17 protein-coding genes, 2 tRNA genes and 2 pseudogenes are annotated in these 21,218 nt (G+C 59.6%); 15 read left to right on the top strand and 6 right to left on the bottom strand.

The features are described 5' to 3' along the window. Positions 1–21: 21 nt before the first annotated feature. Complete coding sequence (gene rsgA / locus B195_RS20685; protein WP_003439013.1) at positions 22–1,053, bottom strand: small ribosomal subunit biogenesis GTPase RsgA; 1,032 nt, start codon at positions 1,051–1,053, stop codon at positions 22–24. Between the two features lie 106 nt (positions 1,054–1,159). Here rsgA and orn point away from each other — a divergent pair, with 106 nt between their 5' ends. Further along, the gene (gene orn, locus B195_RS20680) at positions 1,160–1,702 is read left to right on the top strand and encodes an oligoribonuclease (RefSeq protein ID WP_003439017.1); all 543 of its coding nucleotides are present in this window, start codon (positions 1,160–1,162) and stop codon (positions 1,700–1,702) included. An 88-nt stretch (positions 1,703–1,790) separates the two neighbouring features. After that, on the top strand, positions 1,791–2,402 hold the full coding sequence (locus B195_RS20675) for a trimeric intracellular cation channel family protein (RefSeq protein WP_003439018.1): 612 nt from the start codon (positions 1,791–1,793) through the stop codon (positions 2,400–2,402). Between the two features lie 23 nt (positions 2,403–2,425). Here the strand turns inward: B195_RS20675 and queG are convergent, their stop codons facing one another. After that, entirely contained in the window at positions 2,426–3,493 is a 1,068-nt protein-coding gene (gene queG / locus B195_RS20670; RefSeq protein WP_003439019.1) for a tRNA epoxyqueuosine(34) reductase QueG, read from the bottom strand. A 62-nt stretch (positions 3,494–3,555) separates the two neighbouring features. On the opposite strand from queG, the gene B195_RS20665 reads away from it, so the two are divergent. From B195_RS20665 to B195_RS23280, 13 genes and pseudogenes are all read left to right on the top strand, one after another. Further along, on the top strand, positions 3,556–4,416 hold the full coding sequence (locus B195_RS20665) for an NAD(P)H-hydrate dehydratase (protein ID WP_003439020.1): 861 nt from the start codon (positions 3,556–3,558) through the stop codon (positions 4,414–4,416). After that, on the top strand, positions 4,404–4,874 hold the full coding sequence (gene tsaE / locus B195_RS20660) for a tRNA (adenosine(37)-N6)-threonylcarbamoyltransferase complex ATPase subunit type 1 TsaE (protein WP_003439021.1): 471 nt from the start codon (positions 4,404–4,406) through the stop codon (positions 4,872–4,874). The genes B195_RS20665 and tsaE overlap by 13 nt, the downstream gene beginning before the upstream one ends. 2 nt (positions 4,875–4,876) lie before the next feature. Then, positions 4,877–6,301: an N-acetylmuramoyl-L-alanine amidase gene (locus B195_RS20655; RefSeq protein ID WP_198285235.1), complete on the top strand. Its 1,425-nt coding sequence runs from the start codon at positions 4,877–4,879 to the stop codon at positions 6,299–6,301. Further along, positions 6,298–8,211 (top strand): DNA mismatch repair endonuclease MutL, encoded by a 1,914-nt coding sequence (gene mutL, locus B195_RS20650; protein ID WP_037001294.1) that lies wholly within the window; start codon positions 6,298–6,300, stop codon positions 8,209–8,211. The genes B195_RS20655 and mutL overlap by 4 nt, the downstream gene beginning before the upstream one ends. Then, positions 8,211–9,191 carry a tRNA (adenosine(37)-N6)-dimethylallyltransferase MiaA gene (gene miaA, locus B195_RS20645; protein WP_003439024.1) on the top strand — a complete coding sequence of 327 codons (981 nt, stop codon included), beginning with the start codon at positions 8,211–8,213 and terminating at the stop codon, positions 9,189–9,191. Before mutL ends, miaA begins: the two co-directional genes overlap by 1 nt. 90 nt (positions 9,192–9,281) lie before the next feature. Continuing rightward, positions 9,282–9,542: an RNA chaperone Hfq gene (gene hfq, locus B195_RS20640; protein WP_003439025.1), complete on the top strand. Its 261-nt coding sequence runs from the start codon at positions 9,282–9,284 to the stop codon at positions 9,540–9,542. Between the two features lie 12 nt (positions 9,543–9,554). Beyond that, positions 9,555–10,856 (top strand): ribosome rescue GTPase HflX, encoded by a 1,302-nt coding sequence (gene hflX, locus B195_RS20635; RefSeq protein ID WP_003439028.1) that lies wholly within the window; start codon positions 9,555–9,557, stop codon positions 10,854–10,856. Between the two features lie 96 nt (positions 10,857–10,952). Continuing rightward, complete coding sequence (hflK, locus tag B195_RS20630; RefSeq protein WP_003439030.1) at positions 10,953–12,128, top strand: FtsH protease activity modulator HflK; 1,176 nt, start codon at positions 10,953–10,955, stop codon at positions 12,126–12,128. Then, positions 12,128–13,006 carry a protease modulator HflC gene (gene hflC, locus B195_RS20625; RefSeq protein ID WP_003439032.1) on the top strand — a complete coding sequence of 293 codons (879 nt, stop codon included), beginning with the start codon at positions 12,128–12,130 and terminating at the stop codon, positions 13,004–13,006. Before hflK ends, hflC begins: the two co-directional genes overlap by 1 nt. Before the next feature lie 331 nt (positions 13,007–13,337). Next, on the top strand, positions 13,338–14,525 hold the full coding sequence (locus B195_RS20620; RefSeq protein ID WP_003439034.1) for an ATP phosphoribosyltransferase regulatory subunit: 1,188 nt from the start codon (positions 13,338–13,340) through the stop codon (positions 14,523–14,525). A gap of 53 nt (positions 14,526–14,578) precedes the next feature. Continuing rightward, positions 14,579–15,874, top strand: coding sequence for an adenylosuccinate synthase (locus B195_RS20615; RefSeq protein ID WP_003439037.1), 1,296 nt, complete (start codon positions 14,579–14,581; stop codon positions 15,872–15,874). Between the two features lie 418 nt (positions 15,875–16,292). After that, positions 16,293–17,036 (top strand): annotated as a pseudogene (locus tag B195_RS23285) (methyl-accepting chemotaxis protein); the annotation flags it as partial. Positions 17,037–17,447: 411 nt separating this feature from the next. After that, positions 17,448–17,942: pseudogene (locus B195_RS23280) on the top strand (methyl-accepting chemotaxis protein); the annotation flags it as partial. A 40-nt stretch (positions 17,943–17,982) separates the two neighbouring features. Here the strand turns inward: B195_RS23280 and B195_RS20605 are convergent. The 4 genes from B195_RS20605 to B195_RS20590 form a co-directional block, all read right to left on the bottom strand. Next, complete coding sequence (locus B195_RS20605; protein WP_003439041.1) at positions 17,983–19,536, bottom strand: iron ABC transporter permease; 1,554 nt, start codon at positions 19,534–19,536, stop codon at positions 17,983–17,985. Beyond that, complete coding sequence (locus B195_RS20600) at positions 19,536–20,561, bottom strand: iron ABC transporter substrate-binding protein (RefSeq protein ID WP_003439042.1); 1,026 nt, start codon at positions 20,559–20,561, stop codon at positions 19,536–19,538. Before B195_RS20600 ends, B195_RS20605 begins: the two co-directional genes overlap by 1 nt. A gap of 212 nt (positions 20,562–20,773) precedes the next feature. After that, a tRNA-Leu gene (locus tag B195_RS20595) sits at positions 20,774–20,860 on the bottom strand. A gap of 169 nt (positions 20,861–21,029) precedes the next feature. Next, positions 21,030–21,116 (bottom strand) — tRNA-Leu (locus tag B195_RS20590). Between the last annotated feature and the right edge of the window lie 102 nt (positions 21,117–21,218).

The raw sequence follows: 21,218 nt of genomic DNA, 5'->3' as shown, positions 1-21,218 counted from the left end.
GCGCCTGCAGGGTTGGCGGGGTTAGTAGCTTGACTCGGGCAGGCTGGCAATGATCGAGCGATAGCTGTTCATGCGTTGCTGCTGTACGCGGCCATCTTCCAGTGCCATCAGCAATGCACAGCCCGGCTCGCGGTCGTGCTTGCAGTCGCGGAAGCGGCAGCGGCCGATCAGGTCGTTGAACTCGATAAAGCCCGCTTCAACATCAGCCCGGCTCACGTGGCCCAGACCGAATTCGCGAATGCCCGGGGAGTCGATCAGATCGCCGCCGCCGGGAAAGTGGAACAGGCGCGCGGTGGTGGTGGTGTGCGTACCCTGGCCCGACACTTCGGACAATGGCCCGACCCGCAGGTTGACCTCAGGCAGCAGGCTGTTGACCAAGGACGACTTGCCCACGCCCGACTGACCCACAAACACGCTGATATGGCCGTCCAGTTGCGCTTGCAACTGCTGCATGCCGTCGCCGTGATGGGCCGATACTTCCAGTACCGGGTAGCCCAGCTGGCGATACACCGCCAGCAAGGCATTCAGTGCCGGAGCATTTTGATCGTCGATCAGGTCGGCTTTGTTGAGCAGCAACAGCGGACGAATGCCGGCGTGCTCGGCGGCTACCAGGTAGCGGTCGATCAGGTTGGCGTGTGGCTCGGGCATCGGGGCGAACACGATGACGATCATGTCGACGTTGGCAGCCACCGGCTTGAGCTGGCCACGGCTGTCAGGGCGGCACAGTTCGGTTTTGCGCGGCAGTTGGGCGACGATAACGCCGATCCCCTGGTTGCCTGCACGCCATACGACTGTGTCACCGGTGACCAGTGCGGGCAGGTTGGCGCGCAAGTGGCAACGGAACATCTGGCCTTTCAGCTCGCCTTCCTGGGCTTCGACTTCGACCTGCACACCAAAGTGCGCGATCACCAGGCCGAGTTGTTCGGCGCCAAGGTCGCCGCCTTCAAGCGCTTCGACGGCACTGGATTCACGTTTGGCGGCGCGTGCAGCGCGCTCGCCCTGGATCTTTTCGATGCGCCAGTTTTGGCGACGATTGAGCTGGCGTTTGGCCATGGGTGTTCCGTGTTGATAAAACGATAAGGAGGGTAAAACGCTGGCGAGTTTAGCACGTGGGCTGCATGCCTAAGCTAAACTGCGCGACTAAGCCCAGGAGCCATTTATGAACAACGCGCAGAACCTGATCTGGATCGACCTGGAAATGACCGGTCTGGATCCTGATAACGACGTCATTATTGAAATGGCCACCATTGTTACCGACAGCAATCTCAACACCCTGGCTGAAGGTCCGGTCATCGCGATCCATCACAGCGATGCAGTGCTGGCGCGCATGGACGAATGGAACACTCGCACCCACGGTGGCAGCGGCCTGACCCAGCGGGTCAAGGACAGTACCACCACCATGGCCCAGGCCGAAGCGCAGACCATCGCCTTTCTGGAACAGTGGGTGCCTAAAGGCAAATCACCGATCTGTGGCAACAGCATCTGTCAGGACCGGCGCTTTTTGTACACCCATATGAAAACCCTCGAAAGCTACTTCCACTACCGCAATCTCGACGTCTCGACCCTTAAAGAGCTGGTTGCCCGCTGGGCTCCGGAAGTGCGCGACAGCCTGGTGAAAAAAGGCACGCACCTGGCACTGGACGACATTCGCGAGTCGATTGCCGAGCTGCAGCACTACCGCAAGCACTTCATCAAGTTCTAAGCCCGCTACTGCAGGGGGTGTTTGCTGCCCTCTATTGGTGCTTGAAGCAAATGAGTAGACTGCGCGCCTTATTGCAAGGATCGCTGCCATGTTGCTGATGCTCTATTTAGTTGCCATTACTGCCGAGGCCATGACCGGCGCGCTGTCTGCCGGCCGCCGCGGCATGGACTGGTTCGGGGTGGTGCTGATTGCCTGCGTCACCGCCCTGGGCGGCGGATCGGTACGCGACGTGCTACTGGGACATTACCCGTTAACCTGGGTCAAGCATCCGGAATACCTGGTGCTCACCACCTTTGCCGCGCTGGTGACGATTTTTATCGCGCCGTTGATGCGCCATTTGCGCTCATTGTTTTTGGTGCTCGACGCGCTGGGGCTGGTGGCGTTCACCCTGATCGGCTGCATGACTGCGCTGGAAATGGGCCAGGGCATGCTGGTCGCTTCGGTGAGCGGCGTGATTACCGGGGTGTTCGGCGGGATCCTGCGGGATATTTTCTGTAACGATATTCCGTTGATCTTCCGCCGTGAGCTGTATGCCAGCGTGTCGTTTGCGGCGGCATGGTGTTTCTTGCTGTGTACCTATCTGCAGATGCCCAACGATCAGGCGATTTTCGTCACCTTGTTCGGTGGGCTGTTGCTGCGCTTGCTGGCGATTCGCTTCAACTGGGAAATGCCCAAGTTCGTGTACAACGACGAGCACTGAGTCAGTGTTGCCGCAGGCTCTGGTCAGGCGCGCTGTGCGTGCTGGGCCAGCGCCCACGTCACATGCTCCTGCACCAGTTCGGACGGGTACTCAAGCCTGGCCTTGAGCGCTTCCAGCACCGGAATGCTCGATGGTGCATTACCCAGTCCAACCGCCAGGTTGCGCAGCCAGCGCTCGTAGCCGGCCCGGCGTAACGGCGAGCCTTCGGTGCTGCTGAGGAACTTGTCTTCGTCCCACATGAACAGTTCGGCCAGCTCGGCATTGTCGAGGTTGTGCCGGGGTTTGAAGTCGCCTTCAGCCGTGGTGCGGGCAAAGCGGTTCCACGGGCAGACGATCTGGCAGTCGTCACATCCGAACACCCGGTTACCGATCAGCGGGCGCAAGTCTTCGGGGATCGCGGTTTTCAGTTCGATGGTCAGGTAGGAAATACAGCGCCGGGCATCCAGCACATAAGGTCCGATGAAGGCGTTGGTCGGGCAGATGTCCAGGCATGCGGTGCAGCGTCCGCAGTGCTCGGTCTCGTGGGGCGCATCCACCGGCAGGGGCAGGTCGACAAACAGCTCGCTCAAGAAGAAGTAGCTGCCAGCCTTGCGGTTGAGCACCAGGGTGTTTTTGCCGATCCAGCCCAGGCCGGCCTTTTGTGCGATGGCTTTTTCCAGCACCGGGGCGCTGTCGACAAAGGCGCGGAAGCCGAACGGGCCAATGTCCGCCTGGATCCGGTCAGCCAGTTGCTGCACGCGTTTGCGGATCAGTTTGTGGTAGTCGCGGCCCAGTGCGTAGCGCGAGATGTAGGCTTTTTCGGGCTGGGCCAGCAATTGCGCCATGTGGGTATCGCCGGGCAGGTAGTCCATGCGCAGCGACACCACGCGCAAGGTGCCGGGCACCAGTTCTTCAGGATGAGAGCGTTTGCTGCCGTGGGCGCCCATGTATTCCATGTCGCCGTGATACCCGGCGGCCAGCCAGCGTTCCAGATGTTGCTCGTGTTCTCCCAGGTCGAGGCCGGCAATGGCGACTTGTTGAAAGCCCAGCTCGCGGCCCCATTCCTTGATGGATTGAGCGAGAGCGGGGAGGTCGACAGTAATAGCAGGCATGAGGCAAGAGAAACCGGGGCTGAGATGCGTATAATTCTGCCAGACATCGGAGTCCGATACCCATGCCACAGACCAAACGCCTGATTGCCAGACCGCAAGCCCTTGTTGCCGATAGCCTGTCGCGCCTGCCTGCACGGGCTATGGACGCCCATAAAGGCCTGTTCGGGCATGTACTGCTGATTGGCGGAGACCGCGGTTTTGGCGGCTCCATTACGCTTGGCGCACAGGCTGCGTTGCGCTGCGGCGCGGGGCTGGTGTCGCTGGCTACCCGGCCCGAGCATGTGGCCGCCGCTCTGGTGCGCCTGCCCGAGGTCATGACCCTGGGCGTGTCATCGGCCAATCAGTTGATGGGGGTGCTGGCCCGGGCCTCGGTTTTGGTGGTGGGGCCGGGGTTGGGGCTGGCACCATGGGGGCGCAGTCTGTTATCGGCGGCGGCCCAGGCAAAAATGCCTCAAGTGTGGGATGCCGATGCGCTGAATCTGTTGTCCAACGCAGACTTTAAACTGGCGTCAGGCTCGGTTATTACTCCGCACCCCGGCGAGGCAGCGCGTTTGCTGGGGCTCAGTACTGCGCAGGTGCAGGCCGACCGGCCTGCTGCAGTCCGGGCGCTGGTTAAAAAATACTCAGTAGTGTGCGTTCTCAAAGGTGCAGGCACCTTGATCGCAGGCCTGAATGATGAACTGGCCGTGTGCGATCACGGCCACCCGGCCATGGCGACAGCAGGCCTGGGTGATGTGCTGGCAGGCGTGATAGGTGCTTTGCTGGCTCAAGGCATGACTGCATATGAGGCGGCGTGTCTGGCGGTGTGGCTGCATGCCCGCGCCGGTGAACAACAAGGAATATTGGGCCGTGGGCTGGCGGCCAGTGATTTGATTCCAGCCATTCGTCAGTTGTTGGAGGAACACGCACCGTGCACGAAATAACACTGCAATTGGCCGATGAAGAGGCCATGACCGCGTTTGGCGCACGCCTGGCGAGCGTCACCGGGGGCCACGGCCTGATCTTTCTCGACGGCGACCTGGGGATGGGCAAAACCACTCTGTCCCGCGGCCTGATTCGTGGCCTTGGGCACACCGGTTCGGTTAAAAGTCCGACCTTTACTCTGGTGGAGCCTTACGAGATTGGCGATATACGCGCCTTTCACTTTGACCTGTATCGCCTGGTCGACCCTGAAGAGCTGGAATATATGGGGATTCGCGATTACTTCGACGAAGACGCCCTATGCTTGATCGAGTGGCCCGATAAAGGTGCAGGCTTTTTGCCAAAGCCTGACCTGACCATTACCATTAGTCCGCATAACACCGGGCGTTTGCTGAAGCTGACGCCCCAAGGTTCACGTGGCGAGTCTTGGTGTGCCGCCTTGGCACCGGAAAACAAATAATGATGGGGTCTGGTATGCGCTTTCGCGCGTTAGTGAGTGTCGTTGGTCTGTTGCTCAGTGTCATGGCGGTGAATGCCGTGGCTGCGACTCAGGTAAAAAGCGTTCGTTTATGGCGTGCTCCGGACAACACACGGCTGGTGTTTGACCTCACGGGCCCGGTGCAACACAGCGTGTTTACGCTGACAGCGCCAGATCGCCTGGTGATCGATATCAATGGCGCGACCCTCGGCGGAAGTTTGAACGTGGCCACTGCCAATACGCCGATCACCAGCATGCGCTCGGCGCAACGCACTCCCACCGATTTGCGGGTGGTGATCGATCTGAAAAAAGCCGTCACCCCGAAGAGCTTCGTACTGGCGCCGAACGCGCAATACGGCAACCGTCTGGTGGTCGATCTTTATGATCAGGGCGCTGATATTGCCCCGAGCTTGCCGCCGACCAATGTGGCCAAGCTGCCAGTGGTGCCGGTGACGCCGACCCAGCCCGAGATCAAGCTGGCGCCTGTGCCCACTGGCAAACGTGACGTGATCGTGATGATCGACCCCGGCCACGGTGGCGAGGATCCGGGTGCTTCGGGTGCCGGCGGACAGCGCGAAAAACACGTGGTGCTGGCGATCGCCAAAGAGTTGCAGCGCCAGATCAACGGCATGAAGGGCTTCAGGGCCGAGCTCACCCGCAGCGGCGACTATTTCATCCCGCTACGGGGACGCACCGAAATTGCCCGCAAGAAGGGCGCCGACCTGTTTGTCTCGATCCACGCCGACGCGGCACCTTCCAGGGCGGCCTTTGGTGCATCGGTGTTTGCGTTGTCTGAACGCGGCGCAACGTCCGAAACCGCGCGTTGGCTGGCAGACAGTGAAAACCGTTCTGACTTGATTGGCGGTGCAGGCAGCGTGAGTCTCGATGACAAGGACCGGATGCTGGCGGGGGTGTTGCTTGATTTGTCGATGACGGCATCACTGACTTCCAGCCTGAACGTGGGGCAAAAAGTCTTGAGCAACATCGGCCGGGTGACGCCGCTGCACAAGCAGCGTGTAGAGCAGGCCGGATTTATGGTGCTCAAATCGCCGGATATTCCATCGATCCTCGTAGAAACCGGGTTTATTTCCAACGCCAATGAAGCCAATAAACTGTCTTCGGCCAGCCATCAGCAAGCGCTGGCGCGCTCTATCAGCAGCGGTGTGCGTCAGTTCTTCCAGCAAAACCCGCCACCGGGTTCTTACATTGCCTGGCTGCGGGATACCGGGAAGATCGCCCAGGGAGCCCGTGAACACACGGTTCGCCCTGGCGAAACCCTGGCGATGATTGCCGTGCGCTATCAAGTGGGCGTTGCGACATTGCGTTCCAGCAACAACTTGAAAACCGACGAGTTGAAAATAGGCCAGAGCCTGAATATCCCCGCCACCGAACTGGTATCCAAGCAATGAGTGACGGGGTATTGAACAGCAGTGCGCGTATCGAGCTGCTCAGCCCGCGTCTGGCTAACCAGATTGCCGCAGGCGAGGTTGTTGAGCGCCCGGCGTCGGTGATCAAGGAGTTGCTGGAAAACAGTCTCGACTCGGGCGCCAAGCGTATCGATGTGGACGTGGAGCAGGCCGGCATCAAACTGTTGCGGGTGCGTGACGATGGCAGCGGGATCTCCAGTGACGACTTGCCGCTGGCCCTGGCGCGGCACGCCACCAGTAAAATTCGCGACCTGGAAGACCTTGAACGGGTGATGAGCCTGGGGTTCCGCGGTGAGGCGCTGGCATCCATCAGTTCGGTGGCCCGCCTGACCCTGACATCGCGTACCCGTGGCGCCGATCAGGCCTGGCAGGTAGAAACCGAAGGCCGCGACATGGCGCCCCGGGTCCAGCCGGCCGCGCATCCGGTCGGTACTTCGGTTGAAGTGCGGGACCTGTTTTTCAACACCCCTGCGCGGCGCAAGTTTCTCAAGACCGAAAAAACCGAATTTGATCACCTGCAAGAAGTGATCAAGCGTTTGGCGCTGGCGCGTTTTGATGTGGCGTTCAATCTGCGGCACAACGGTAAAACCATCCTTAATTTGCATGAAGCCCACGACGACACCGCCCGCGCCCGCCGTGTGGCGGCAGTGTGCGGCGCTGCATTTCTGGAGCAGGCACTGCCGATCGAGATCGAGCGTAATGGCCTGCATTTGTGGGGCTGGGTTGGCTTGCCGACCTTTTCGCGCAGCCAGGCCGACTTGCAGTACTTCTATGTCAACGGCCGTGCGGTGCGCGACAAACTGGTGGCGCACGCGGTGCGTCAGGCTTATCGCGACGTACTGTTCAACGGCCGGCACCCGACCTTCGTGCTGTTTTTTGAGGTCGACCCGTCCGTGGTTGACGTTAACGTGCACCCGACCAAACACGAAGTCCGTTTCCGGGACGGGCGCATGGTGCATGACTTCTTGTATGGCACCTTGCACCGCGCCCTGGGCGATGTGCGCCCCGAGGATCAACTGGCGGCTCCTGCACCGGTGCCTGGCGCCGAGCGACCTACCGGGATCGACGCCGGTGAGTTTGGTCCGCAAGGCGAAATGCGTCTGGCGGCGCATTTGCTTGAGCAACCTCAGGCTGCGCCTGCACCGCATGTGCCGGGCCCCGGCGCCGGGGCGGGCTATCAGTCGTTCTATCGACCACCCTCTGCCACGCCGTCTGTTCCGGCAGCCGAGGCCCGCAATGCCTACCGGGAGTTTTTCGCGCCATTGCCTGAAGCGGGGGCCGCGCCGATGCCTGAAGGGCAGGGCGATATTCCTCCTCTGGGTTATGCGCTGGCTCAGCTCAAGGGTATCTATATCCTCGCAGAAAACGCTCACGGCCTGGTGCTGGTGGACATGCATGCGGCCCACGAGCGGATCATGTATGAGCGCCTGAAAATCGCCATGGCCAGTGAAGGGCTGAGCGGTCAGCCGCTGCTGGTGCCGGAGTCGATTGCCGTCAGCCAGCGTGAAGCCGATTGTGCCGAAGAACATGGCGAGTGGTTTCAGCGTCTGGGCTTCGAGCTGCAACGTCTGGGGCCGGAAACTCTGGCCATCCGCCAGATCCCGGCCCTGCTCAAGCAGGCCGAGGCGCAACGCCTGGTGCACGATGTACTGGCCGACTTGATGGAGTACGGCACCAGTGACCGGATTCAGGCACACCTCAATGAATTGCTCGGCACCATGGCCTGTCACGGCGCGATCCGCGCCAACCGGCGCCTGGCCCTGCCGGAAATGAACGGCCTGCTGCGCGACATGGAAAATACCGAGCGCAGCGGTCAGTGCAATCATGGTCGTCCGACCTGGACCCAAATGGGCCTGGACGACTTGGACAAACTCTTTTTGCGCGGTCGCTGATGACAGGTTCCAACGCTTTACCACCGGCCATCTTTTTGATGGGGCCGACCGCTGCAGGCAAAACCGATCTGGCCATCGAGCTGAGCAAGGTACTGCCGTGCGAGCTGGTCAGTGTCGACTCGGCGCTGGTCTATCGCGGCATGGATATCGGCACGGCCAAACCCTCGAAAGAGATTCTGGCCGCACACCCGCACCAGTTGATCGATATTCTCGACCCGGCTGAAAGCTACTCGGCTGCCGATTTCCGTCGTGATGCGCTCAAGGCCATGGCAGAGATCACCGCACGGGGCAATATTCCGCTGCTGGTGGGCGGCACCATGCTCTATTACAAAGCGCTGAGCGAAGGCCTGGCCGACATGCCGGCGGCAGATCCGCAAGTGCGTGCGCAGCTCGAAGACGAAGCTCAGCGCCTTGGCTGGCAAGCGTTGCACGATCAGTTGGCAGCCATCGACCCGGAGTCGGCGGCACGTATTCACCCCAACGATCCGCAGCGTCTGACCCGTGCATTAGAGGTTTATCGGGTCAGCGGCCTGAGCATGACCGCCCACCGGCAAAAACAATCTGAACAATCTAGTCAAGCAGCGGCTTCTGGCTGCAGTCAATTGCCCTATACTGTCGCGAACCTGGGCATTGCTCCGGCGAATCGTCAGGTGCTGCATGAACGAATTGCACAAAGATTCGGGCAAATGCTGGAACAGGGATTCATTGATGAGGTCCTAGCCCTGCGTAATAGAAGTGACCTGCATGCCGGGTTGCCGTCTATACGTGCAGTGGGCTATCGCCAAGTCTGGGATTACCTGGACGGCAAGCTGACAGCAGCCGAGATGCAGGAGCGCGGCATTATTGCCACGCGCCAGTTGGCCAAGCGTCAGTTCACCTGGTTACGCAGCTGGAATGATCTGCATTGGCTGGACAGCCTGGACTGCGACAATCTGCCACGAGCCTTGAAATACCTGGAATCGGTCTCCATATTGAGCTGAGTCTCAGGAAATGCCGTCTATCCTATGGGTATGGCGTCATCAGCCATCTAATTTTTGTTTCTATTTTTTATCCTTACAGGAGTGCGGCATATGTCAAAAGGGCATTCGCTACAAGACCCTTACTTGAATACTTTGCGTAAAGAGAAGGTTGGCGTTTCCATCTACCTGGTCAACGGGATCAAGCTGCAGGGGACTATCGAGTCTTTCGACCAGTTCGTGATTCTGCTGAAAAACACCGTGAGCCAAATGGTTTACAAACACGCTATCTCGACAGTCGTACCAGTACGTCCTATTCGTCTGCCAAGCGCAGCTGAATCGGAACTGGCAGACGCTGAACCAGGTAACGCCTGATAGGAGTCTGCTTTGTTCTTTGAGCGCCACGGTGGTGGTGAGCGAGCGATCCTCGTTCACTTGGAAGGACAGGACCCTGAGGCGCGCGAAGATCCGCAGGAGTTCCAGGAGTTAGCTGTATCGGCCGGCGCCGAGACGGTCGCGTTTTTTAACGTGCCGCGTCATCGGCCATCGGCCAAGTACCTGATTGGCAGTGGCAAGGTCGAGGAGTTACGCGACCTGGTCAAGGCCGAGAAGGTCGACATCGTGATTTTCAATCACGTCCTCACCCCCAGTCAGGAGCGTAACCTCGAGCGTGTATTCGAGTGTCGCGTGCTTGACCGTACCGGGCTGATTCTCGATATCTTCGCTCAGCGTGCCCGTACCCATGAAGGCAAGTTGCAGGTCGAACTGGCCCAGCTTGATCACATGAGTACGCGTCTTGTGCGCGGCTGGACTCACCTTGAGCGTCAGGGCGGTGGCATTGGTATGCGCGGGCCGGGTGAAACCCAGCTCGAAACCGACCGTCGTCTGTTGCGCGTACGCATCAGCCAGATCAAGGCCCGTCTGAAAAAAGTCCGCAGTCAACGCGAGCAGTCCCGTAGAGGGCGCCAACGCGCCGACATTCCTACGGTGTCGCTGGTGGGCTATACCAACGCCGGCAAATCCACGCTGTTCAATGCGGTCACCGGCTCTGACGTGTTCGCCGCTGACCAGTTGTTCGCCACACTTGACCCTACCTTGCGCCGTCTTGATCTGGCCGATCTGGGGCCGATCGTGCTGGCTGACACCGTGGGCTTTATTCGTCACCTTCCGCACAAGCTTGTTGAGGCTTTCCGGTCTACGCTCGAAGAGTCGAGCAATTCCGATTTGCTGCTGCACGTTATCGATGCGCACGAACCTGAGCGCATGGCGCAGATTGAGCAGGTGATGGTGGTGCTGGGCGAAATTGGTGCCCAGGACTTGCCGATCCTCGAGGTCTACAACAAAATCGATTTGCTTGAAGGTGTCGAGCCGCAGATCCAGCGTGATGCCGACGGCAAACCGCAGCGGGTCTGGTTGTCGGCGCGTGAAGGGGTCGGGCTGGAGTTGCTTGAACAGGCCATCGCCGAGTTGCTGGGTAATGATTTGTTCGTTGGCACCTTGCGCTTGCCTCAGCGTTTTGCTCGACTGCGTGCCCAGTTCTTTGAATTGGGCGTGGTGCAAAAAGAACAACATGATGAAGAAGGTGCCTGTCTGCTGGATGTGCGCCTACCGCGATCCGAGTTAAACCGCTTGGTCAGCCGCGAAGGGATGCAGCCGCTGGAATTTATCGAACAACACACTTTGCAATAAAAGCCTCGCAAAGCGGCTGTGCCGCTATGGTAGGCATTCTGTAGCATTGGTCGGCGCGCCGTGGGCGCGTCTTTGCTTTATCAGATGGAGAGCGCTATGGCTTGGAATGAGCCGGGTGGCAACTCGAATAATCAAGATCCTTGGGGTGGCAAACGCCCGAATAACGGCGGCCGCAAGGGACCACCAGATCTCGACGAGGCCTTCCGAAAGCTGCAGGAAAGCCTGAATGGGTTGTTCGGTGGTGGGAAAAAACGTGGTAGCGGCGACGGCGGATCGAACGGCGGCAAAGGTGCTGGTTATGGCCTGCTGGGTATCGGTCTGGTGGTGCTGGCTGCAGCCTGGCTGTATAGCGCGGTTTACGTGGTCGACGAGCAGGAGCAAGCCGTAGTGCTGCGCCTGGGCAAGTACTACGACACCGTAGGGCCGGGTCTGAACATCTACTTCCCGCCGTTCGATAAAAAGTACCTGGAGAACGTGACGCGTGAGCGTGCGTACACCAAGCAGGGCCAGATGCTCACTGAAGACGAAAACATCGTCGAAGTGCCGCTGACCGTGCAGTACAAGATCAGCAACCTGCGCGACTTCGTGTTGAACGTCGATCAGCCGGAAGTCAGCCTGCAACAGGCCACTGACAGTGCCTTGCGTCACGTAGTGGGCTCCACTGCGATGGATCAGGTGCTGACCGAAGGCCGTGAACAGATGGCTGTAGACATCAAGGAACGCTTGCAGCGTTTCCTCGATACCTACAAGACCGGTATCACTGTGACCCAGGTCAACGTACAGAACGCAGCGGCACCGCGTGAAGTGCAGGAAGCCTTTGATGACGTGATCCGCGCCCGTGAAGACGAGCAGCGTGCCCGCAACCAGGCAGAAAGCTACGCCAATGGCGTGGTGCCGGAAGCGCGCGGTCAGGCCCAGCGCATCATCGAAAACGCCAATGGCTATCGTGATGAAGTGATTTCCCGCGCCAAGGGTGAGGCAGACCGCTTTACCAAACTGGTGAGCGAATATCGCAAGGCTCCGGATGTTACGCGTGACCGTCTGTACCTGGACACCATGCAGGAAGTCTTCAGCAACACCAGCAAAGTACTCGTGACCGGCAACAAAAACGGCCAGAGCAACCTGCTGTACTTGCCATTGGACAAAATGATCGAAGGCCGTAATGGCAGCAACCCGGCAACGGGCTCGGCAGCTGCGGCGGGCAATAACGATTCGGCATCCCATGCCAAATCGGATATGCCGACACCACCGCGTACCAGGGAGAGTCGCTGATGAGCAATAAATCGCTGATCGCCCTTATTGTTGCCGTTGTCGTGGCGATTGTTGCCTGGAACAGCTTCTACATCGTTTCGCAAACCGAACGTGCCGTGATGCTGCGCTTCGGTCGTGTGGTGCAGGACGATGTTCCGCCGGGTCTGCATGTGAAGATTCCTTACGTCAACCAGGTGCGCAAGTTCGACGGCCGCCTGATGACGCTGGATGCTCCGACTCAGCGTTTTCTGACGCTGGAAAAGAAAGCGGTAATGGTTGATGCCTTCGCCAAGTGGCGTGTGAAAGATGCCGGTCGCTTCTACGCAGCGACTTCGGGTCTTAAGCAAGTTGCTGACGAGCGCTTGTCGCGTCGTCTCGAATCGGGTCTGCGTGACCAGTTCGGCAAGCGCACGCTGCACGAGGTTGTGTCCGGTGAGCGCGATGCGCTGATGGCTGACCTGACGGCGTCGCTGAACAAAATGGCCGAAAAAGAGCTGGGCATCGAAGTGGTTGATGTCCGGGTCAAGGCCATCGACCTGCCGAAAGAAGTCAACCGCAGCGTTTTCGAACGTATGAGCAGTGAGCGTGAGCGTGAAGCCCGTGAGCACCGCGCCAAGGGTAACGAGCTGGCAGAAGGCATTCGTGCTGACGCCGATCGTCAAGCCCGCGTGCTGTTGGCTGAAGCGTATCGCCAGTCTGAAGAGGCTCGTGGTGACGGTGATGCCCAGGCTTCCGCAATCTACTCCAAGGCTTACGGCCAGGATCAGGAGTTCTACAAGTTCTATCGCAGCCTGCGCGCTTACCGCGAAAGCTTTGCGAACAAGAGCGATGTACTGGTTCTGGACCCGAGCAGCGATTTCTTCCGCTACCTGGAAAAATCCAAGCCGGCACAGCAGTAAAGGGAGCGTCGCCGGTCACTGCAGGAGCGGGGAAACGCGCTCCTGCACATGAGTAACTGGCGCATGCATTCACTCCGCCTGGCGGGCAAATTGCCTGGCGGGGTGATCCTTTTAGAAAACGTGTGTATGATGCGGCAGCCGGGAAATTCCCGGCTTTTTTGCGTCTGCATGTTTGATTGACCGACTGTTACAACGTCGGCAGATTTTTCGAGGGATGTGCAAGCCTGTCACTTTGGGCTTTTTTGCTGTGCGCGTTCAAGACGCAGCCACGTTCTGCTTTACTCAAGGCTTGCCTGCTGGCTGGCCGCCCGGATCATAGGGGAATGGCGTAATGGCAACGGTAGACCGCTGGCTTCTGCCAGATGGCATCGAAGAAGTACTTCCACCTGAGGCAGCCCGCATTGAAGTGGCGCGCCGTCAGGTGTTGGATCTGTTCCAGGGCTGGGGCTATGAGTTCGTCGTCACCCCGCATATCGAATACCTGGAGTCCTTGCTGACAGGGGCTGGCCAGGATCTCGATTTGCGGACCTTTAAGGTTATTGACCCGCAGACGGGTCGCCAGATGGGTTTTCGTGCCGACATCACTCCGCAAGTGGCGCGCATCGATGCGCATACCTTGCGTCGTGAAGGCCCGAGCCGTCTGTGCTACGCCGGCAGCGTGCTGCATGCTCAGCCGCGCGGGTTGTCATCCTCGCGCAGCCCGATCCAGCTGGGTGCCGAGTTGTATGGCGATGCCAGCCCGAGCAGCGACGTGGAAGTCATCAGCTTGATGCTGGCCATGTTGCAATTGGCCGATGTGCCGGATGTCCATATGGACCTGGGTCACGTTGGCATTTACCGCGGTCTGGCCCGTGCGGCCAACCTGTCGGTTGAAGTGGAACAACAATTGTTCGACGCTCTGCAACGCAAGGCGATCGACGAAGTAACGGCCTTGACCGAAGGTTTGCCGGCTGATTTGGCAGGCATGCTGCAGGCATTGGTTGGTTTGTGCGGCGGCCGTGAGGTGCTGGTTGCTGCGCGCGAGCGTCTGGCCCGGGCTCCGGCCCCGGTTCTGGCTGCTCTGGACGATTTGCTGGCGATTGCCGAGCGGTTGTCTGTGCGTTTCCCGCAGCTGCCGCTGTATTTTGACCTGGGTGAGTTGCGTGGGTATCACTACCACACAGGTGTGGTCTTTGCGGTATTTGTTCCGGGCGTTGGGGATTCCATCGCCCAGGGCGGTCGTTATGACGATATCGGTGCTGTTTTCGGGCGTGCCCGTCCGGCGACCGGTTTTTCGACTGATTTGAAAACCCTGGTCACCCTGGGGCGTGCTGAAGTCGAGCTACCGTCTGGCGGTATCTGGATGCCTGACAGTACGGATGCGGCACTCTGGCAGCAGGTTTGCCAGCTTCGCAGTGAAGGTCAGCGTGTGGTTCAGGCGTTGCCTGGGCAGTCACAGGCTGCCGCCAGTGAGGCGGACTGCGACCGCCAATTGATTCAGCAGAACGGCTTGTGGCAAGTAGTGCCGCTGGCTTCTTGAGTTTTCCTGCCGGCGGCTGCCGGCACCAAGTTTGCGCGAAGAGGACAAGTGTTATGGGTAAGAATGTCGTAGTCCTGGGCACCCAATGGGGTGATGAGGGCAAAGGCAAGATCGTTGATCTGCTGACCGAACATGCTGCCGCTGTAGTGCGCTACCAGGGTGGCCACAATGCTGGCCACACCTTGGTAATCGACGGTGAAAAAACCGTTCTGCACCTGATCCCGTCGGGCGTATTGCGCGAAGGCGTGCAGTGCCTGATCGGCAACGGTGTGGTGGTTGCTCCCGACGCCCTGTTGCGTGAAATCATCAAGCTGGAAGAGAAAGGCGTACCGGTGCGCGAGCGCCTGCGTATCAGCCCGTCCTGCCCGCTGATCCTGTCGTTCCACGTAGCGCTGGACCAGGCTCGTGAAAAGGCCCGTGGCGAGCTGAAGATCGGTACTACCGGTCGCGGCATTGGCCCGGCATACGAAGACAAGGTTGCTCGTCGTGGCCTGCGTGTGGGCGATCTGCTCAACATGCCGCGCTTTGAAGCCAAGCTGCGTGAATTGGTGGAATACCACAACTTCATGCTGGTGGGTTACTACAAAGAAGCCGCCATCGACTTCGACAAGACCCTGGCCGAGTGCAAGGAATACGCCGAGCTGCTCAAGCCGCTGATGCTGGACGTGACTGCCGAGCTGCACGGCCTGCGCCGCGCTGGCAAAGACATCATGTTCGAAGGCGCTCAGGGCTCGTTGCTGGACATCGACCACGGTACCTACCCGTACGTGACCAGCTCCAACACTACCGCTGGCGGTGTTGCCACCGGTTCGGGCGTTGGCCCGATGTTCCTGGATTACATCCTGGGCATCACCAAGGCTTACACCACTCGCGTTGGTTCGGGTCCATTCCCGACCGAGCTGTTCGACGAAGTGGGCGCTCACCTGGCCAAGCAGGGTCACGAGTTCGGTGCAACCACCGGCCGTGCCCGTCGTTGTGGCTGGTTCGACGCCGTTATCCTGCGTCGCGCTATCGATGTGAACAGCATCTCGGGCATCTGCCTGACCAAGCTGGACGTACTCGACGGTCTGGAAACCATCAACATTTGCGTCGGCTACAAAGATGCAAACGGCAATGTGCTGGTTGATGCGCCGACCGATGCTGACAGCTACGAAGGTCTGCAGCCGGTTTACGAAGCTGTACCGGGCTGGACCGAGTCGACCGTGGGTGCCAAAACCCTGGAAGAGCTGCCTGCTGCTGCGCGTGCTTACATCAAGCGCGTAGAAGAGCTGATCGGCGCTCCGATCGACATCATTTCGACTGGCCCGGATCGCAACGAGACTATCGTTCTGCGTCACCCGTTCGCTTAAGACGTTTTGATGTAAAGCAAAGGGCCCTTCGGGGCCCTTTGTTGTTTCTGCCTGCCATGCGGCACGACCCTTGCTGTGAGAGTTGCCATTAAGGTGCCATCAATATAATGGCACCGCTGTGGAGGGGTTTCCTGTGTCTGCCGTTCTCTCACTGTTACGAAGTCGTCTGCTGCGACCTGTATTCGTTACCCTTGGTATCGCACTTTTGGTGCAGGTGCTGGTGGCTGTTGCACTGACCCGGAGCACAGTGACGGCGCTGGAGTCTGATCTGGATGCGGGGCTGGGGGCGGACAGTCAAAAGCTTTCGGCTGAGCTGGAGCAGGCCGGACGAGAGGTCAAGAGCAGCCTTGAAGGGCTGTCTGCCAGCACCCGTGAGCGTCTGACGGCCGGGCTGGCGCCGCGTTTGAAAGAAGAGCAGATGCAATTGCGCAATGCACTGGAAAAGAATCTGATGGATTCGGCCAATGATATGGCGCAACTGTTAGCGGCTGTGGCGCCGCGGGCCATCTGGGATAATGACGTGCCCACGCTGTCCGAGTTCGCCCGGCGCGCCCAGCGCAATCCCAATGTGCTGTTTGTGGTCTATGACGACGTTGCCGGGCAACATCTGACGCGCTACCTCAATCGTGAAAACCCGATCAACAAAGCCCTTTTGGAGAAGGGCAAGGGAGAGCGGGCGCTGGATAAAGTGCTGGACGCAGCGCGGCACGATCCGGCGGTGTATTACCTCGAAGCCCCCATCAGCCCCAATGGCGTGGAGATTGGCAAGGTGTTGATGGGGGTTTCCACGGCCTCGGTCGAGAAGGACCTGGCGGCTCTCGATAAGCGTTTTGCGCAACTGATAGTCAACAGTGAGCATCTGGTGGATGAAAGCCTGCAGGGCGCCGCCAACGACAGCTCGGCAGCCCTGGGGGCGCGTCTGGAGTCGGCTCAGGCAGCGGCGGCACAGATGCAGGCCAATACCGCACAGACTGTCCGTGATGCGGCTGACACCTTGCGCTGGCGCATTGGTATGGGATTGGCGATTGTCGGTCTGGGTGTCTTGCTGTTGCTGGCGGTGGTGCTGGGGCGGCGGGTGGTCAACAAGCTGCTGCTGATGATTGCCGCGTTGAATGATCTGGCCGCAGGCGAGGGTGATCTGACCAAGCGCGTGGGCCTGGACAGCAAGGATGAGATTGGCGATATGGCGGCGGCGGTGAACCGCTTTATCGACAAGTTGCAGCCCATTGTGCGGGAGGCGGGGGATGTGGCGCAGCGTACCGGGGTCGAGATCGGGGCCATGACGGAGCGCAATGCCGGGGCCAATGCTGCGGCCCAGTTGCAGCGCGATGAGGTGGCGCAGAGCCTGGAGGCACTGTCGACCATGGCCGATGCGGCGCAGTCTGAAAGTCAGGCGATGCAGGCGGCGCTCAAGCAGGTGCAGGATATTCGTCAGGCGACCGATGAAAATACCCGCACCTCGGCGCAAGTGGGCGGCCTGATCGAGGCGCTGGCCGGGCAGGTCGGCGCTGGAGCCAGGGTCATCGAGCGCCTGGCACAGCAAAGTGAGCAAATCGAAGTGGTGCTGACTGTCATTCACGGCATTGCCGAGCAGACCAATCTTCTGGCCCTCAATGCGGCTATTGAGGCTGCGCGGGCAGGGGAGACGGGCCGCGGCTTTGCCGTGGTGGCGGATGAAGTGCGGGCGCTGGCCAGCAAGACGCAAAGCTCCACCGGTGATATCCAGGCCCATATCGTGGCCTTGCAGCAGGGTGCCAAGGAGGCGGTGGCGGCGATCGGGCTGGCAGGGCGTCAGGCCAATGAGGGGTTGGCAGTACTGCGTGGCAGCGTGCAGTTGCAAAAAACCGTGCAGGCTTCTGTTGAGCAGGTGCACGCCGCGATTGGTGACGCTACCAAAGCTGCTGAGCATCAGGCCCGGGGCGCGCATGCGGTACGTGGGCGGGTTGAGGTGATCCATGCCCAGGCCGAGCGTGCGGCGCAGGCGGTCAACGAAACGACCGCCAGCGGGCAGGTGCTGGATGGTCTGGCGGCGCAGCTGAAAGCGAGCCTGGGGCAGTTCAGGGCATAGGCCGCGAGCAACCTGCAGGAGCGAGTTACCCGGCGGGTTGTTAGCGGCTCAGGTACATCTTGGTGGTCAGCAGGTACACCGGCAGTCCCGAGACCACTATCAACAGCGCCGCATAGGGTGCCGCCGCCGCGAACTCGATGTTCGAGGTGTGAGCCCAGACCTGTGTTGCCAATGTATTGAGTCCGGTGGGGCTCAGCAGCAGCGTGGCGGTCAGTTCTTTCATGGCGTCCAGGAACACCAGGGCAAATGCCGCCCCCAGTGCCGGGAAAATGATTGGCAATGTCACCCGGCAAAATGCCGAAAACGACGATGCGCCCAAGGTGCGTGCTGCTTCTTCGAGCTGCGGAGCTGCCTTGTTCAGCGCCGTGCGAATCGGCGCCTGCGCCAGAGGCAAAAACAGCAAGGCATAGGCGATCAGCAGCAGGGCCGAGGTCTGGTACAGCGCAGGCACGTAATGCAGCGAGAAGTACACCAGCGCCAGGGCGATCACCAGGCCGGGCAGTGCATGCAGCAGATACGGCAGGCGCTCGGCCCAGATCGCCAGTTGGCCTTTGTAGCGCACCACCAGCAGGCCGACAGGTACTGCCAGTACCAGGCACAGTGCAGCACCGCCCAGCGCCAGTGACAGGGAGGCGAACAGCGCCTCGCCAATGGCTGCCATCGGGAATGCCGCCGAGCTGCCTTTGACCAGCCAGTACACCAGCATGCCCAGCGGAATCCCGCTGCCAATGATGGCCAGTGCCAGGCAATACAGCTGGCCAAAAAATGACCACTTGCCCAGTTGCACCTGCTCGGCGCGCCGTGCCGCACCCTGGCCGATCCGAATGTGCCGGCCTTTGCCGCGCACTTTCAGTTCCAGCCACAGCAGGCTCAAGCACATCACCAGCAGTACCGCCGAAAGCATGGCCGCATTGGCGTTGCTGAACGACAGCTCGAATTGTTGGTAGATGGCGGTGGTGAAGGTCTGCAGCCCGATGATCGACAGCGCGCCGAATTCCACCAGCATGTGCAGGGCAATCAGCAGCGAGCCCGCCAGCAACGAAGGCCAGAGCAGCGGCAGGGTGATTTTGAAAAATACCCCCCAGCGATTCTGGCCCAGGGTGCGGGCCGACTCTTCAAGTGCCGGATCGAGATTGCGCAGCGTAGCCGCGACCGGCAGGAAGATCAGCGGATATTTGGACAGGCTCATCACCAGGATGGCGCCGCCCAGGCCCTCGAAGCTGGAGCTGAGCGATACCCAGGTGAAGCTGCTGACGAATGCAGGTACGGCAAACGGCAGGCACAGGATCACGCCCCAGAGGCGTCGCCCCGGCAAGCTGCTGCGCTCCAGTAACCAGGCCAGCGACAAACCGATCAGGGCGCAGGTTACCGTTACACCAACCATCAACAGCAGCGTGTTGCGCATCAGGTCAAATACGAAGGGCCGCCACAACAAGTGCACCGCTTGTGCCCATCCGGCCTGCCAGGCCTTGGTGCCGACATACAGCAGCGGCAACAGGCTCAGGCCCACCAGTAACAGCACCGGTAATAACAGCCAGACAGAGGGCTTTTTGCGTTTCACGTTAAAGCGTGCAGGTTGGGCGGCAGACAGCATCAGAGCAGGCCTACATCTTGTTCAAGCTCCAGCGCTTCATCAGCGTTGCCAAGGTCGGCCGGGGTGATTTTTGGCGGTTGCAGTTCATCGAACGGCTTGAGGCCGCGTTCCGACACCATGCCTTTGCGCATCGGGTATTCAGCGGTGGTGTTGGTGATCACCCGCTGACCTTCTTCGCTGGCCATGTAAGCCAGGAGTTGCTGGGCTTCTTTGGGGTGTTTGCTGGCCTTCAAAACGCCGGCGCTGGATACGGTGATCAGGCCGCCCGCATCGCCATCGGTGAAGTAGTGCAGTTTGGAATTCAGCTTGCCTTTCTCGCGCTGCAAGGCGAACCAGTAGTAATTGTTGACCAGTACGGCGGCCACTTCACCATTCTCGACCGCTTTGAGGGCAACCATGTTGTTGGTGTAGGTCTTGCCGAAGGCGCGCAGACCGGTCAGCCATTCTTCTGCGGCTTCGCGGCCATGCAGTTTGATGATGGCCACAGCCTGTTCCTGGAATGCGCCGCTGGTGGGTACAAAACCGATCTTGCCCTGCCATTCGGGGCCGGCGAAATCCAGAACTGACTTGGGCAGTTCTTCTTCCTTGACCTTGTCCGGGTTGAACGCCACGACGCGGGTGCGTGCAGTCACGCCGATCCAGGTATCGTTGGCGGCCACGTATTCCTTGGGCAGTACTTGCAAGGTGCTGTCGTCGACCTTGGCCAGGAAGCCCTGTTCGCCAAGACTGTTCAGTGGCGGCGACTCCTCGGCGTAGAACACGTCGGCAGGCGAGCGATCGCCTTCTTCGACGATCTGGCTGGCCAGCTGGTTGCTGCTACCTTTGCGCACATTGACGTGAATGCCGGTCTTGGCTTCAAAGGCAGCGGCGAGGTTGTCGCCGACTTCTTTGTGCTGGCCGTTATACAGGGTCAGGGTTACAGGATCGGCAGCGTGAGCGGCGGGAGTGATCAGAGTCAGACCAAGAGTTGCGATGGACAAACTACGCAGTAGAAATGTTGCAAGCTGGGTATTTCGGAGCATCATTCGCTGGGTTCCTCGCTTGGGTACTACAAAACTTGTAACAATAATAAACGATATTGCTTCTCAAGTGCGCCACAAGGATAGGGCGATGGTCGTAGGAGAGGGGGCAAGTGCAGGGTGGGAGGCGATTGCCGGCCACAGAAACGCAAAAACCCGCTTTCGCGGGTTTTTGTGAGGCTTCGAATGTTTTCAGTGAAAACACTTGAAGCTTGAATTGGTGCCCAGAAGAAGACTCGAACTTCCACGACCTTGCGGTCACCAGCACCTGAAGCTGGCGTGTCTACCAATTTCACCATCTGGGCATTATCAGCAACGTTGCCGCTGTTGATGTGGCGCACTATACGGAGCGCTTTTAATTCTGTAAAGCCCTGTTTTATTTAGTTTTAATAAATCAGCGGCTTAGAATGCAAAAACCCGCTTTCGCGGGTTTTTGTGTGAGTCTGCAGATTGTACTAATCTGCATCTCTGAATTGGTGCCCAGAAGAAGACTCGAACTTCCACGACCTTGCGGTCACCAGCACCTGAAGCTGGCGTGTCTACCAATTTCACCATCTGGGCATCATCTTCAACGCTGTTGCCGTTGTCGATGGCGCGCACTATACGGACGACCCTTTGACCTGTAAAGCGTTGTGCATAAAAATAGTGAAAAAAATTCGCGAA

Origin of the sequence: Pseudomonas sp. Lz4W (assembly GCF_000346225.2) — a bacterium.
Classification (GTDB): Bacteria; Pseudomonadota; Gammaproteobacteria; order Pseudomonadales; family Pseudomonadaceae; genus Aquipseudomonas; species Aquipseudomonas paraversuta.
Note: the sequence above shows the minus strand (reverse complement) of the source record. Positions and strands in the feature narration are given on the sequence as shown.

Coding starts and splice junctions, on each gene's coding strand:
- hflK (WP_003439030.1), top strand. CDS start 10,953: ATGGCTTGGAATGAGCCGGGTGGCAACTCGAATAATCAAGATCCTTGG.
- B195_RS20655 (WP_198285235.1), top strand. CDS start 4,877: ATGGGGTCTGGTATGCGCTTTCGCGCGTTAGTGAGTGTCGTTGGTCTG.
- B195_RS20600 (WP_003439042.1), bottom strand. CDS start 20,561: ATGATGCTCCGAAATACCCAGCTTGCAACATTTCTACTGCGTAGTTTG.
- hflC (WP_003439032.1), top strand. CDS start 12,128: ATGAGCAATAAATCGCTGATCGCCCTTATTGTTGCCGTTGTCGTGGCG.
- B195_RS20665 (WP_003439020.1), top strand. CDS start 3,556: ATGCCACAGACCAAACGCCTGATTGCCAGACCGCAAGCCCTTGTTGCC.
- mutL (WP_037001294.1), top strand. CDS start 6,298: ATGAGTGACGGGGTATTGAACAGCAGTGCGCGTATCGAGCTGCTCAGC.
- B195_RS20620 (WP_003439034.1), top strand. CDS start 13,338: ATGGCAACGGTAGACCGCTGGCTTCTGCCAGATGGCATCGAAGAAGTA.
- queG (WP_003439019.1), bottom strand. CDS start 3,493: ATGCCTGCTATTACTGTCGACCTCCCCGCTCTCGCTCAATCCATCAAG.
- rsgA (WP_003439013.1), bottom strand. CDS start 1,053: ATGGCCAAACGCCAGCTCAATCGTCGCCAAAACTGGCGCATCGAAAAG.
- miaA (WP_003439024.1), top strand. CDS start 8,211: ATGACAGGTTCCAACGCTTTACCACCGGCCATCTTTTTGATGGGGCCG.
- hfq (WP_003439025.1), top strand. CDS start 9,282: ATGTCAAAAGGGCATTCGCTACAAGACCCTTACTTGAATACTTTGCGT.
- orn (WP_003439017.1), top strand. CDS start 1,160: ATGAACAACGCGCAGAACCTGATCTGGATCGACCTGGAAATGACCGGT.
- B195_RS20615 (WP_003439037.1), top strand. CDS start 14,579: ATGGGTAAGAATGTCGTAGTCCTGGGCACCCAATGGGGTGATGAGGGC.
- B195_RS20675 (WP_003439018.1), top strand. CDS start 1,791: ATGTTGCTGATGCTCTATTTAGTTGCCATTACTGCCGAGGCCATGACC.
- B195_RS20605 (WP_003439041.1), bottom strand. CDS start 19,536: ATGCTGTCTGCCGCCCAACCTGCACGCTTTAACGTGAAACGCAAAAAG.